The sequence below is a fragment of the Vannielia sp. SX4 genome (assembly GCF_052828525.1).
Genome location: NZ_CM128247.1, coordinates 1,048,928 through 1,062,048, shown reverse-complemented (window position 1 = coordinate 1,062,048; position 13,121 = coordinate 1,048,928). Strand labels below are relative to the sequence as shown.

General features: G+C 65.7%; 12 protein-coding genes and 1 tRNA gene. 7 read left to right on the top strand and 6 right to left on the bottom strand.

Features of this window, described 5'->3' with window-relative positions; genetic code table 11:
* The first annotated feature begins 22 nt into the window (after positions 1-22).
* The 5 genes from mnmD to ACUXVX_RS05230 all read left to right on the top strand — a co-directional run bounded on the left by mnmD (position 23) and on the right by ACUXVX_RS05230 (position 4,045).
* Positions 23-691, top strand: coding sequence for a tRNA (5-methylaminomethyl-2-thiouridine)(34)-methyltransferase MnmD (gene mnmD, locus ACUXVX_RS05250; protein WP_446310680.1), 669 nt, complete (start codon positions 23-25; stop codon positions 689-691).
* Positions 688-1,545, top strand: a complete 858-nt coding sequence (locus tag ACUXVX_RS05245; RefSeq protein ID WP_222495622.1) for a DMT family transporter — start codon at positions 688-690, stop codon at positions 1,543-1,545. Before mnmD ends, ACUXVX_RS05245 begins: the two co-directional genes overlap by 4 nt.
* A gap of 86 nt (positions 1,546-1,631) precedes the next feature.
* Complete coding sequence (locus tag ACUXVX_RS05240; protein WP_446310679.1) at positions 1,632-3,020, top strand: mechanosensitive ion channel domain-containing protein; 1,389 nt, start codon at positions 1,632-1,634, stop codon at positions 3,018-3,020.
* 92 nt (positions 3,021-3,112) lie between these two features.
* Positions 3,113-3,187 (top strand) — tRNA-Gln (locus ACUXVX_RS05235).
* A 195-nt stretch (positions 3,188-3,382) separates the two neighbouring features.
* Entirely contained in the window at positions 3,383-4,045 is a 663-nt protein-coding gene (locus ACUXVX_RS05230) for a DsbA family oxidoreductase (RefSeq protein ID WP_446310678.1), read from the top strand.
* Between the two features lie 91 nt (positions 4,046-4,136).
* Here ACUXVX_RS05230 and ACUXVX_RS05225 read toward each other — a convergent pair whose 3' ends face one another.
* Both ACUXVX_RS05225 and ACUXVX_RS05220 read right to left on the bottom strand, forming a co-directional pair.
* Positions 4,137-5,249, bottom strand: a complete 1,113-nt coding sequence (locus tag ACUXVX_RS05225; protein WP_446310677.1) for a zinc-binding dehydrogenase — start codon at positions 5,247-5,249, stop codon at positions 4,137-4,139.
* Between the two features lie 219 nt (positions 5,250-5,468).
* Entirely contained in the window at positions 5,469-6,980 is a 1,512-nt protein-coding gene (locus ACUXVX_RS05220) for an aldehyde dehydrogenase (NADP(+)) (protein ID WP_446310676.1), read from the bottom strand.
* Between the two features lie 261 nt (positions 6,981-7,241).
* Here ACUXVX_RS05220 and ACUXVX_RS05215 point away from each other — a divergent pair, with 261 nt between their 5' ends.
* Positions 7,242-8,345 (top strand): mandelate racemase/muconate lactonizing enzyme family protein, encoded by a 1,104-nt coding sequence (locus tag ACUXVX_RS05215; RefSeq protein WP_446310675.1) that lies wholly within the window; start codon positions 7,242-7,244, stop codon positions 8,343-8,345.
* A 48-nt stretch (positions 8,346-8,393) separates the two neighbouring features.
* Complete coding sequence (locus ACUXVX_RS05210) at positions 8,394-9,512, top strand: iron-containing alcohol dehydrogenase (RefSeq protein ID WP_446310674.1); 1,119 nt, start codon at positions 8,394-8,396, stop codon at positions 9,510-9,512.
* Positions 9,513-9,554: 42 nt separating this feature from the next.
* Here the strand turns inward: ACUXVX_RS05210 and ACUXVX_RS05205 are convergent, their stop codons facing one another.
* Genes ACUXVX_RS05205 through ACUXVX_RS05190 form a run of 4 tightly spaced genes read right to left on the bottom strand, consistent with a single transcriptional unit; the run spans position 9,555 to position 13,094 of the window.
* On the bottom strand, positions 9,555-10,445 hold the full coding sequence (locus ACUXVX_RS05205) for an NAD(P)-dependent oxidoreductase (protein WP_446310673.1): 891 nt from the start codon (positions 10,443-10,445) through the stop codon (positions 9,555-9,557).
* Entirely contained in the window at positions 10,442-11,341 is a 900-nt protein-coding gene (locus ACUXVX_RS05200) for an amidohydrolase family protein (RefSeq protein WP_446310672.1), read from the bottom strand. Before ACUXVX_RS05200 ends, ACUXVX_RS05205 begins: the two co-directional genes overlap by 4 nt.
* A 5-nt stretch (positions 11,342-11,346) precedes the next feature.
* Positions 11,347-11,799: a ribose 5-phosphate isomerase B gene (rpiB, locus tag ACUXVX_RS05195; RefSeq protein WP_446310671.1), complete on the bottom strand. Its 453-nt coding sequence runs from the start codon at positions 11,797-11,799 to the stop codon at positions 11,347-11,349.
* Positions 11,800-11,819: 20 nt separating this feature from the next.
* On the bottom strand, positions 11,820-13,094 hold the full coding sequence (locus ACUXVX_RS05190; RefSeq protein ID WP_446310670.1) for a TRAP transporter large permease: 1,275 nt from the start codon (positions 13,092-13,094) through the stop codon (positions 11,820-11,822).
* Positions 13,095-13,121: the final 27 nt, after the last annotated feature.

Here is a 13,121-nt window from a genome sequence, read left to right as displayed (position 1 = left end):
CGAACACATAGGCCATCCCCCGATGCATCACCATCCCGCCCGGCTCGCATGGCGCGACAACGGCACCCCTGTTTCGACGCGGTTCGACGACCCCTATTTCTCCCTGGAGAACGGGCTGGCCGAAACGCGCCATGTGTTTCTTGCGGGCAACGGGCTGCCCGAGCGGCTGCGCGCGGGCTTTCACGTGGCGGAGCTGGGGTTTGGCACCGGGCTGAACCTGCTGGCGCTTTGGGCCGCCGCGCGGGAGGCGGGCGTGGCAGTGCGCTACACCGGGTTCGAGGCCTTCCCGATGACGGCGGAGGAAGCGGGCCGCGCACTGACGCCCTTTGCCGGGGCCTTTCCCGATCTGGTTGCCGCGCTGGTGGACCAGTGGCCCGAGGCGGGCGCACGGATCAGTGGCGAGGGGCTGGAGGCCGAGGTGATCGCCGGGGACGCGCGAACGTGCCTGCCCGCGTGGGATGGCCGGGCTGATGCGTGGTTTCTCGACGGGTTCTCGCCCGCGAAGAACCCCGAGCTCTGGGAGGCGGAACTGATGGCCGAGGTCGCCCGCCACACCGCGCCCGGCGGCACATTTGCCACCTACACAGCCGCAGGCCACGTGCGCCGGGCGCTGGAGGCGGCAGGCTTTGCTGTGACGCGCCAGCCCGGCTTTGGTCGCAAACGCCACATGAGCACCGGGACACTGGCATGACCCAACAGACCCTCGGTATCCTGCTGATGATCGCGACCACATTCGTGTTCGCCGTGCAGGACGGGCTCTCGCGCCACCTGTCGGAGACCTATCCGGTGATGATGGTGGTAATGATCCGCTACTGGTTTTTCGCGCTCTTCGTGCTGACCATCGCCGCCCGCGCCAAGGGCGGGCTGAAGGCGGCGGCCCGCTCCAACCGGCCATTCCTGCAGATCTTCCGGGGCGTTTTGCTGGCCGCCGAGATCTGCGTGGCGGTGCAGAGCTTTGTCTGGCTCGGGCTGGTGGAGGCCCATGCGATCTTTGCCTGCTACCCGCTGATCATCGCCGCGCTCTCCGGCCCGGTGCTGGGCGAAAAGGTGGGCTGGCGGCGGTGGACCGCGGTGGGCGTGGGGTTTTGCGGTATTCTCGTGATCCTGCGGCCCGGCTTTGGCGTATTCACCCCCGCCTCGCTGATGGCGCTGGCCAGCGCACTGATGTTCGCGCTCTACGGGCTGCTGACGCGCTACGCCTCGCGCTATGACACCACGGCGACGAGTTTCTTTTACACCGGCACCACGGGGGCGGTGGTGATGACCGCCGCCGCGCTTTGGCAATGGACCCCGATGACCGGGACCGACTGGCTTTGGATGGGGAGCCTGTGCCTGACCGGGGTGACCGGGCATTGGTTGCTGATCAAGACCTACGAGGTGGCCGAGGCGAGCGCGGTGCAGCCCTTTGCCTATTTCCAGCTGGTCTTTTCGTCGATCATCGGGGTGCTGTTCTGGAGCGATATCCTGCCGCCCGCGACGGTAGTCGGCGCGGCCATCGTGGTGAGCGCGGGGCTCTTCACGCTCTGGCGCGAGCGGCAGGCCTGAGGGCGGCAAGGCCCCGGATCGGGGCTTTTCCCCGGCCTGCGGCTTGCCTACGATGGGCCGGAATTGACGCTCCACGGATTTGACTGATGATCTTTGCCCTGCGCTGCTTCCTGCTTGCCCTCTGCCTCACCCTCACCCTGCCCGCCGCCCCTGCCCTTGCGCAGGACAGCGGCGAGAGCCAGCCGACCGGCACCATCGGGGTGGAGGAGAGCCGCGAGCAGGATGCCGCGATTGCCCAGCGCATCCGCACCATCCTGAGCGAGCTTGAGGGCTACGAGGATGTCACCGTTGCGGTGAAATCCGGCATCGTCACCCTGCGCGGCACCACGCTGGATGCCGCCAAGGCGCGGACGCTGAACGACCTTGTGAGCCGGGTCGACGGCGTGGTGGCCATCGAGAACGAAGTGGTCGAGAGCACCGATGTGGTGGAGCGGCTGAACCCGGCGGTGAAGCGGTTTCAGGAGCGGATCACCCAGATGATCGCATGGGCGCCGCTGCTGATCATCGCGCTCTGCGCCTTTCTGATCGTAGCCTTCCTAGGCGTGCTGCTGGCGCGGATGAAACAGCCATGGGACCGGCTCGCGCCCAATGCCTTCATCGCCGATATCTACCGGATGCTGCTGCGGCTGGCCTTTGTGATTGCGGGCATCGTGGTGGCGCTGGATATCCTCAACGCCACCGCGCTCTTGGGCACCATTCTGGGTGCTGCCGGTATCATCGGTCTGGCCATCGGCTTTGCGGTGAAGGACACGGTGGAGAACTTCATCGCCTCGATCATGCTTTCGATCCGCCAGCCGTTCCGGCCCAATGACGCGATCGAGATCAACGGCGACGAGGGCAAGGTGATCCGCCTGACCAGCCGCGCGACGATCATCCTGAGCTGGGACGGCAACCATATTCGGATTCCGAACTCGACGGTGTTCAAGAGCCGGATCGTGAACTTTTCGCGCAACCGGGAGCGGCGGTTCCTGTTCGATATCGGCTTTGAGGGGCCGGTCGACATGGAGGCCGCCCGCGCCATTGCGCAAGAAACGGTGCAGGCCCTGCCCTTCACGCTGGAGACCCCGGCGGCGAGCGTCTGGATCGACAGCATCAGCGACGCCGGGATCATCCTGAAAGTGGCCGGCTGGATCGACCAGACCGAGACTTCGCTGCTGCTGGCCAAGGGCGAGGCGTTGCGGCAGGTGAAGGCGGCGCTGGAGGCGGCGGGCCTGTCGATTCCCGATACGACCTACCGGCTGCGGCTCGACCCGCCTTTCGGCGCCCTGCCCGCCCCGGCCACCGCCGAAGAGGCGCCCGAGGCCGCCCCGGTGCCAAGCGCCCCCGAGCCCGCCGCCCCGGCCCCGACCCCGATCACCGAAACCGCGGATGTGGGCGCGACCGAGGAGAAGGAACTGGAAGCGATGGTCGAAGCCGAGCGCGCCGAAGAGGGCCACGAGGACGACCTGCTCGACAACACGACCAAGGTGGAATAGCGGCTCGGCGGCACGCCCGCATTTTTCGGCGCATTTCCCGCGCCGGGGGGCTTGCGCACACGCCCGAGACTCAGTAGGAACCCCCTCGCCGTTGGGGTGTAGCCAAGTGGTAAGGCAGCGGTTTTTGGTACCGTGTACCGTAGGTTCGAATCCTACCACCCCAGCCAGGCACTTTCCGGAAATTCTGAAGTTTTGGGCTGCGCGCACTATGTGACGTGAGTGCAGGGCGTTGCCGGGGCGTTTGACGGTTCTTGTCGCCCGTTACGCCCTGCAACTGCCCGAGCCTCGGCCTGCGGCTTTTGGCAAGGGTGACATCGACGCCGCCGCGAGCGCCAGTGCGGCGCGGTTCAAGGAGTGACACCATGAGCAACACCCCCATCCGCGTGGATATCGTCTCCGATGTCGTCTGCCCGTGGTGCGTGATCGGCTACCGCCAGCTGGCGCGTGCCTCGGAGCAGAGCGGCATCGCCATCGAGGTGCATTGGCATCCGTTCGAGCTGAACCCGGGCATGGCGGAGGAGGGCGAGAACCTGCGTGAGCATCTCGCGGCTAAATACGGCACCACGCCGGAAGGCTCGTGCGAAGCCCGGCAACGGCTGACCGAGTTGGGCGCATCGCTCGGCTTCGAGTTCAACTATGCCGACGACAGCCGGATGGTGAACACCTTCCGCGCCCACCAGTTGATCGACTGGGCCGCAGGTCAGGGCCGCCAGCACGAAACCAAGCAGGCCCTCTTTCGGGCCTTCTTCACCCGGCGCGAAGACGTGAACGCGCGCGCGGTGCTGGGCGACGTGGCCGAGGAGGTCGGGCTGAACCGTGCCGGGGCGCTGGCAATGCTGGAGAGCGGCGAGATGGCCGGGACCGTGCGGCAGAAGCAACGGTTCTGGACCGAGCGCGGGATTTCCGGTGTGCCCGCGATGATCTTCGCGCGGCAGCATCTCGTGACCGGGGCGCAGGGCGAGGAAAACTACGCGCGAATATTGCAGCATTGCCTGGAGGCAGAGGCGGCAGAGCGCGCGGGCTGATGTGGTAGCGAGGGGTGCTGGCTCGGGGGCTCGACCTGCTGTGATCCGCTGTGGCGCCGCCCCGTATCAGGCGGCGCCCCTGCCCCGGCGGTCAACCCCAGGGGGTGACGAGATACTTCTCGCCCGTGCGCATGGCGCGGTAGTCGAGAACGGCATCCTTGGTCAGCATCTCCTCCAGCGTGACTCTCTCCTTGTAGCTGCTGGCGAAGGTGGTGGTGAGGTTGTCGCGCACGCGTTGGCGCATCCGCCCCATGACCTCCGCCCCGACCGACTGAAGGAAGGGGAACAGCAGCCAGCCCGACAGGGTCCAGCCGAAGCCGTAGCTTGGCGTCAGGATGGTCGGGCTGGTGTCCAACCGGCCGTAGATGAACATGCGTTTGGGCTGGTTCGAGCCGTAGCGCGAGTATTCGGTCATCTTTTCCTTGGCGACCTGCTCCATCGCGCGGAAGGCGGTATCGACCAGTTTGCCGCCGCCGACCGGGTCGTAGCCGTAGAACGCGCCGGTCTCGCTGATGGCCGAGGTCAGTTGGGTGAAGAAATCATCGTCCGAGGAGTTCACCACGTGGCTGGCGCCGAGCCCCTTGAGCAGGGCCACCTGGTCGGGTTTGCGCACGATGTTCACCAGCCCGACCCCGTCCTCCTGGCAGATGCGGGTCAGCATCTGGCCGAGGTTCGAGGCACCAACGGTGTGGAGGATGGCGGACTGTCCGTCGGCCTTGGCATTCTCGACGAAGCCGAGCGCGGTCATGGGGTTTACGAAGGCGCTGGCGCCCTCCTCGGCGGTATGGTCGCCCAGCGGCAGGCACATGGCCGCATCGGCAAGGCAATACTGGCTGTAGGCGTTGCCCGGCACGCAGGACACACGCTGGCCGATCAGTGCTTGCGCGGCATCGCTCTCGCCAGCGGCAACAACCGTGCCGGCCCCCTCGTTCCCGGCGGGAAGCTTCAGCCCGTGGCGCGCCTTGGAGGCCGCGTTGACGGCCTCGGGCATCCGGGCCACGAACTTGCCGGGCGTGAACTCCGCTGTTTCCATGTCGGCACCACCGACTAGAATGGCGAGGTCTGACGGGTTGATCGGCGCGGCTTCCATCCGCACCAGCACCTGGTTGCCGGTCGGGTCGTCGAACGAGACGTCTTCAATGGCGACAGTCAGCCTGCCGTCGGCCTCGAGCGTGGTGAACAGCTGTTTTCCGGTGGTGGCCATGCTGGCCCTCCTTTCTGCGATGTCAGGTCAGGCGGCGATGTAGGCCAGAGGCGTGGAATGTCACCCATAGGGAGCGCGGAAGGGTGGCGGATGGGGTTATGCGTTGGGTGTGGCGGGGAAAGGCTGCCGAGGCGCGCAAAGATACAGAGGGGCTCGCGCGCCTCGGGTCACTACAGGGGAGTGTCGATCAAGACATGACCTATATCCGAAACCGCCTGGTCATGCGCCTGCGAGGTCCTCGGGGAGGATGGCGTCGGGCATGTTCTGGTAGCAGACCGGGCGCAGGAAGCGGCGGATCGAGAGGGTGCCGACGGAGGTTGCGCCGAAGTTGGTGGAGGCCGGGTAAGGGCCGCCGTGGACCATGGTGTCGGCCACTTCCACGCCGGTCGGGAAGCCGTTCACCAGGATGCGGCCCGCTTTGCGCTCGAGGATCGGCATCAGGCCCTTCGCGCGCTCGGTGTCGCCCTCATCCATGTGGATGGTCGCGGTGAGCTGGCCCTCGAAGCCTTTCGCAAGCGTCTCCATCTCTTCTTTACCATTCACCCGTACAACCAGCCCGAGGGGGCCGAAGACCTCCTCGCCCAGCGCGTGGTCCTGCAGGTAGGCCGCGGCGTCGGTTTCATAGAGGTTGGGGCTGGCATTGCGGCCCTCGTCGGCGTTGGTCAGCAGCGGCTGCACGGCATTGCGGCCATCGAAGCGGGCCTTGGCGTCCTGATAGGCCTTGGCGATGCCATCGGTGAGCATGGTCTGCGGCGCGGCCTTGGAGAGCGCCTCCTTGGCGGCGGAGACGAAGGCGTCGCCATCGGCGCCCTTCTCGACCACGGCGATGCCGGGGTTGGTGCAGAACTGGCCTGCGCCCATGGTGAGCGAACCGGCCCAGCCCTCGCCCATCGCCGCACCGCGCGCCTTGGCGGCCTCGGGGAGCACGAACATGGGGTTCACGGAGCCCAGCTCACCGAAGAAGGGGATCGGCTCGGGGCGGGCGGCGCAGAGGTTGAAGAGCGCGCGACCACCGCCGAGGGAGCCGGTGAAGCCCACGGCCTTGATCAGCGGGTGCTCGACGAGGGTGGTGCCCACATCGCGCTTGCCGCCCTGGATCAGGGAGAAGACGCCGGGGTGGATGCCGCACTTCTGGATCGCGGCGTCGATGGCCTGGGCCACGATCTCGCCCGTGCCGGGGTGGGCGGAGTGACCCTTGACCACCACGGGGCAGCCCGCGGCCAGCGCGGCGGCGGTGTCACCGCCTGCGGTGGAGAAGGCGAGCGGGAAGTTGGAGGCACCGAAGACGGCGACGGGGCCGATCGGGCGCTGGACCATCTTCAGGTCGGGCCGGGGCAGAGGCGCCCGGTCGGGCAGCGCCTCGTCATGGCGCACATCGAGATAGCCGCCGTCGCGGATGTGGCTGGCGAAGAGGCGAAGCTGGCCGGTGGTGCGGCCGCGCTCGCCCTGCAGGCGGGCCTCGGGCAGGCCGGTCTCGGAGGTGCCGATCTCGGTGATCTCGTCACCGCGCGCCTCGATCTCGTCGGCGATGGTGTCGAGAAACTTCGCCCGGGTCTCGCGCGAGCTGTACCCATAGCTCCAGAAGGCTTCTTCCGCCGCCTCGCAGGCCTTGTTCACCAGATCGGGCGTGCCGACGCAGAACTCGCGTGCGACGCCATGGGCCGGCTCTGAGGAAAAAACCTCACTCGCCGTAACCCAGTTGCCTGCGATGAGATGTTTGCCGGTCAGCATGTGAATAGTCCTCCTTGTTTCACACCTTGCGAGCCACTTCGGCGGATCGGGCAACCGCTCTGGCGTGACGAGCGTTTGCGAGCCTCGTCGGTTCATGATTTCGCGTTATTTGGCATTCCAAAATGCCAAGAACAAGACGGATCCACGATTTTTCAGAAATTTATCACGTCACATTGCCTATTGAAGTCTGGAGGATTCGGAAATTATGGTATGCCAAATTCAAATCAGGGCAGTTTGCCCACGCAAGGGAGACTCCATGGAATGCTGAAGATCGTGAACGCCAAAGTGTCGGCCTATGGGGGCGAGTCGGGGGATGCCTACATTGGCGAGGTCGTGGTGGTGGAGCTTGAAACCGAGAGCGGGCTGGTCGGCACGGGCTTTGCCAGCGCGCCACGTGGGGTGGGGCACATCTTTCGCGATCTGATCGCAAATGTGCTTGCCCCTCAGATCATCGGCGCCAACGCCATGCTGCACCGTGACCTCTGGGAGCGCATGTTCCGGACGATCCCGCGCCGGGGCGGCGAAGGCATCGTGCGGGTCTGCATCTCAGCGCTCGACTTCGCGATCTGGGATCTGCGTGCCAAAGCCGCCAACTGCACGCTTTCAGAGCTTGTAGGGGGACAGCGCGACAAAGTACCGACCTACATCAACTGTGCCCACCACATGCCGCCCGCCGAGCTGGCCGAGCGGGCAGCCTCCTACGTGGCCGACGGCCACCGCGCTTTGAAGATCCGGGGTGCGCGCAGCCATGTGACCATCCAGGAGGCCGATGCCCGGGTCGCCGCCGTGCGCGAGGCAATCGGGGAGGACGTTCTGCTGATGGTCGATGTGAACGGAACCTGGGACGTGGACACGGCACTACAGCAGCTCCGCAAATGGGAACGGCACAATATCTACTGGCTGGAGGAGCCGGTGCAGCCAGAGGACTTTGCGGGCTACCGCGCAGTGCGGGCCCGGGCCGGTGACGTGCATATCGCCGGCGGAGAGCAGCATACCGCGCTCCACGAATACCAAGCCTTGATCGAGTACGGCGGCATCGATATCGCTCAGCCCAACGCGGCCATCTGCGGCGGGATCACCGAGTGGATGCGGATCCACGATCATGCCGTGGCCCATGGGCGCGTGGTTTCGCCGTGGAACCTTCAGCCGATACACATTCACCTCGCTTGCGGGCTGCAAAGCGTGAAGTGGCTTGAGTACTTCAAATTGGACAATGCCCTGCTGGGCATCCAGACGATGCTCTTTAGCGGTCCGAGAATTTCGGAGCGTGTCGAGGCCGACGGGGTCTATCTCGAGCCGCCCACGGCGCCGGGCCTCGGGCTGGAGATCAACCCCGAGGCGGCAGAGAAATACAAGCTCGCTTAAGCTCACGGGCTGCAAGGACAATCAAGAAAACATAGGGAGGGCCGGGATTTGGCCACTATCAACTATCTCACCCAGATCGAGTTCGGCGCGGGTGAGCTCGACCGGATTGACGAGCTGCGCGCGAGCATTGGGGCAAAGCGGCCTTTGATCGTGACCGACAAAGGCATTGTAGCTGCTGGCTTGCTGGACCGGCTGAACGCCGCGCTCTCAGAGCCGCTGCCGGTGTTCGACGGCACACCCGGCAACCCGACGGAGGAGGCCGCGCGCGAGGCAGCTGCGCAGTTTCGCGCCGAGGGCTGCGACAGCATCATCGCGATGGGCGGCGGCTCGCCCATCGACCTTGCCAAGGCGGTCGGCCTGCTTGTGACCCACGAAGGGGCGCTGGCGACCTACGCCGCCATCGAAGGAGGTATTGCGCGGATAAAGTCGATCGTGCCGATCATTGCGATCCCGACCACCTCCGGCACCGGCAGCGAGGTAGGCCGTGCTTCGCTGATGACGCTGGCGGACGGGCGCAAGGTGGGCCTCATCTCGCCACACCTCATTCCGCGACTGGCGCTCTGCGACCCGGAGCTGACCTACGGATTGCCCGCCGGACTGACCGCCGCCACCGGCATCGATGCGATCAGCCATTGCGTCGAAACTTATCTCAGCCCGCGCGACAACCCGGTGGCCGACGCCATTGCGCTCGACGGGTTGCAGCGCGCCGTGACCCACATCGAGCGCGCGGTCACCAACCCGGAGGATGCTGAGGCACGGAGCGGCATGATGATGGCGTCACTGCAGGGCGGTCTGTGCTTTCAGAAGGGGCTGGGGGCCATCCATGCGCTCTCGCATCCGCTGGGTGCCTACAAGGACATCAACCCGCACCACGGCACGCTGAATGGTATTCTTCTGGCGCCGGTCCTGCGGCGAAATGCGGCGGCGGCGGCAGACAAATTTGCAGCGATGAGCGCGCGGCTCGGGATCGCCGGTGGCGATGTGGCGGCCCATTTCGCGGCGCTCTGCGCCCGGCTGAACCTGCCGAAGACCCTCGGCGAGATCGGCTTCGATGGCAGCCAGTGGCAGGACGTGGCCGATGCGGCACTGAAGGATCACTCGGCGGCCACGAACCCGGTGCCGCTGACCCATGCCGACTATGTGGCGCTCCTCGAAGAAGCCGCCTGAAGACTGCTCCGGGCGGCGCTGCTGCGCCGCCCGGAGCAGTCTTCAGGCCTTTTTGCTATAGTAGGCGCTGATGGCCGCCGCATCCGACGTGGCGTTGCCGTCTTCGGCGTAGTTCACGTAGGTTTCGACCGCGCGGTCGATCAGCGGCATACCCCCGCCCTGCTCCGACACGAAATCGGCCAGCGCCTTCATGTCTTTGGAGAGCTGGCGGGCATAGGCCTTGGGCGGGTCGAAGTCATCCGATGCCATCTGCTTGTAAGTGCGTTGAAGGATTTGGCTATCGGCCAAGCCGCCGGCGAGGGCGTCGGGCAACAAGGCGGGGTCGATCCCGGCGCGGCGCGCCAGCGTGATGACCTCTGCCATGAGAACATAGTTGGTGCCGACGATGGCCTGATTCAAAGTCTTGGCCACTTGCCCTGCCCCGAGCGGACCGAGATGTGTGGCTGTGCGCGTCAAGGCGCTAAGAACTGGCGCGGCGCGCTCCACATCCGCCGGGGCGCCGCCGATCATTGCGGTGAGGGTGCCGGTCTCTGCAGGGTCCGGGCCACCCGAGACGGGGGCGTCGACCCAACCGACGCCATGCTCCGCCATGCGGGCGGCGATCTCCAGGGTCAGGTCGCGGGCGACAGTGGAGAAATCCACGATCAACTCCGCGCCGCCACTGGCCTTGTCAAATCCCTGCGGCCCGAAGCAACAGTTGCGGACGGCCTCTGCGTGAAGCACGCACATGGCGAGGATGTCGCTAGCCTCGCGCACAGCTGCGGGGCCCTCGGCCCAGATCGCGCCATGAGGCACGACCTCGGAGGTACGCTCGGGCTCGAGGTTCCAGACGGTGACCTGAAAGCCCTGCGACAGCAGGCGGCGGACCATCGGCGCGCCCATGATGCCCAGCCCGACAAAGCCGATCCGGGGAAGGTTGGCATTTGCAGTCATAAGTTCTCCATGCGGTAGATGCGGCGGGCGTTGTCGCGGAACATGGCCGCGCGCTCGGCCTCGGAAAAGCCCGAGGTGATTGCGGCAAACCCGTCGAATATGGTCTCGAAGCCGGCGACGAGGGAGTCTACGGGAAAGTTGGAAGCGAACATGACGCGCTCGGGCGAGAAGGCCTCGATGGCTGTCAGAACCACATTGCGGTTATCGTCCGCTCGCCAGGGCTGACCAGGCAGCCCGAGGCCGGAAATCTTGAGCGTAACATTGGGGTGCTCGGCCATGCCGTGCAGAGCCTCGCGCCAGCGCGCGAGCGGCTCTGGCGCCCGGTCGGCGGGCAGGCCGGTGTGGTTGAGGATGATCTGGGTTTTGGGGAAGTCGCGGGCAAGGTCGGCGGCGGCATCGAGGTGCCACCACGGCGTTTGCAGGTCGAACGACAGGCCATTAGGCGCAAGCAGCGCGTAGCCCTCGCGCCAGGCCGGATCGTCCATCGAACCGGACGCTCCGCGCGCGGCCCTCTCCGCCGTTGCGGCGGAGGCTGGTTTGTGGCGGATACCGCGCACCAGCGGATGTGCGCCGTGGGCCGCCAGCACTTCTTCACGGCCCGCCCGGTCGAGCCAGGCCTGCGCCACCACGACCGTCGGCAAGCCCGAGTCACGGCTGATGGCGGTGATCCACTCCACCTCGCCTAGCGGGTCTGCCGGGTCATACTCGGTTTCGACGTAGACCGACCCGACAACCTCATACTTTCCGGCGTCGGCCCGGTAATCCGCAGGCAGGTAGGGACGCCTCAGGGCGGAGTAATCACCGTAGCGGAAGGGGATCGGCGCGTCATCACACAGCCAGGGATGGTAGTTCTGCGTCGGGTCCCAGATGTGGTGGTGGGCGTCGATGATCTGCATTGCCCTCAGGCTCCGCGGTTGCGGTCAAGCTCGTGAAGCATTTCCACCCGGCGCACATGGTCGTCGGTCGCGTCGAACTCGGCTTCGACATAGGCCTTGACCAGATCACGCGCCAGCCAAGGGCCGACGATCTGGGCGCCGATGCACATCACGTTCACATCGTCATGTTCGACGCCTTGGTGGGCGCAGTGCACATCGTGCCCGATGGAGGCCCGGATGCCGGCACGTTTGTTGGCCGCGATCACCGCGCCCACGCCGGTGCCGCAGATGAGCAGTCCACGATCGGCCGAACCATCGAGAACCGCATCGCAGACCTTGCCGGAGATTACCGGAAAATCCACGGGTGCGGGGTTGTAGGAGCCGACATCGGTGATTTCGTGACCGAGTTCTTGAAGGTACTCGACAACCGAGGCCTTGAGCGGAAAGCCCGCATGGTCGGATCCGACGACGAGTTTCATGGCAGTCTCCTTTTCGGGTGTTAACGGATCATCTTGGGCAGGAACAGCGACAGTTCCGGCACAAGGGTGAGCAGAAGAAGTGTTGCGACGAGTGGGATGTAGAAGGGCATCATCGCCTTCAGGATCGCACGCATCGACACTTGGGCAATATCAGTGATGAGGAAGAGTGAGAGCCCCATCGGCGGCGTCACCAGCCCCAGCATCAGGTTGAAGATCGCCACGATACCAAGGTGCACCGGATCGACACCTGCCGCGTGCAACGGGCCCGCGATGATGGGGATGATGAGCAACGTGGCCGTCGTGCTGTCGAGGAACATGCCAGCGATCAGCAAGATCAGGTTGACGATCATCAGCAGCATCACCGGATCCTGCGAGATCGAGGTGAGCGTGGCGGCAAAGCTCTGCGGGATCTGCTCGATGGCGAGAATCCAACCGAAGAGCGCGGCGGCCGAGACGATGATGAGGATCGCGGCGGTGCTCTTGATGGTCTCGTAGGCGGCATAGAGGATGTGGCCGATCGTCAGCTCACGGTAAACGATGCTGCTGATGAAGATCACGTAGAACACAGTGACGGAGGCCGCCTCGGTGGGTGTGAACCAGCCCAGAAGCATGCCACCGACCAGCAACAGGGGCGTGAGCAGCGCCGGGATTGCGGGCCACAGAGCGGCTTGGATCTCGGAGGGGCGCGCCCAGCGCTCGGCGCGGGGCAGGTTCTTGCGATAGGCGATGATGACCGTGGCGATCATCAGCATCAGCACGCAAACGATCGCCGGGATGATGCCCGCCAGCAGGAGCTGCACGATAGAGACGCCGGTGACCGAGCCGTAGATGATGAGCGGGATCGACGGCGGAAAGATCGGGCCGACAACGGCGGATGAGGCGGTGACGGCACCGGCGAAGGCACGCGAAAAGCCGCGCTCGGCCATCGCCTTGATCTCGATCTTGCCGAGGCCGCCCACATCGGCGAGTGCCGCGCCGCTCATGCCAGAGAAGATAAGGCTGGAGAAGATGTTGACCTGCGCCAGCCCGCCCGGCACCCGGCCCACCAAAGTATCGGCGAAGCGGAAGATGCGGGCCGTGACGCCGGCCTGGTTCATCAGGTTGCCGACGAAGATGAAGACAGGCACCGCGACGAGAGGAAAGCTGTCGAGCGCGTAGGTCATCCGCTGGCCGATCAACTCGATCGGAAAGCCGTTGAGCGCGATGTAGAGCGCCGAAGGCACGAGGATGGACAGGACGATGGGAAAGCCCATCAGGAACATGCCGGCGAACACGGCGAGGATCAGGTAGCCCACGTCGGACCTCGAAGATTTGCAGTCTGG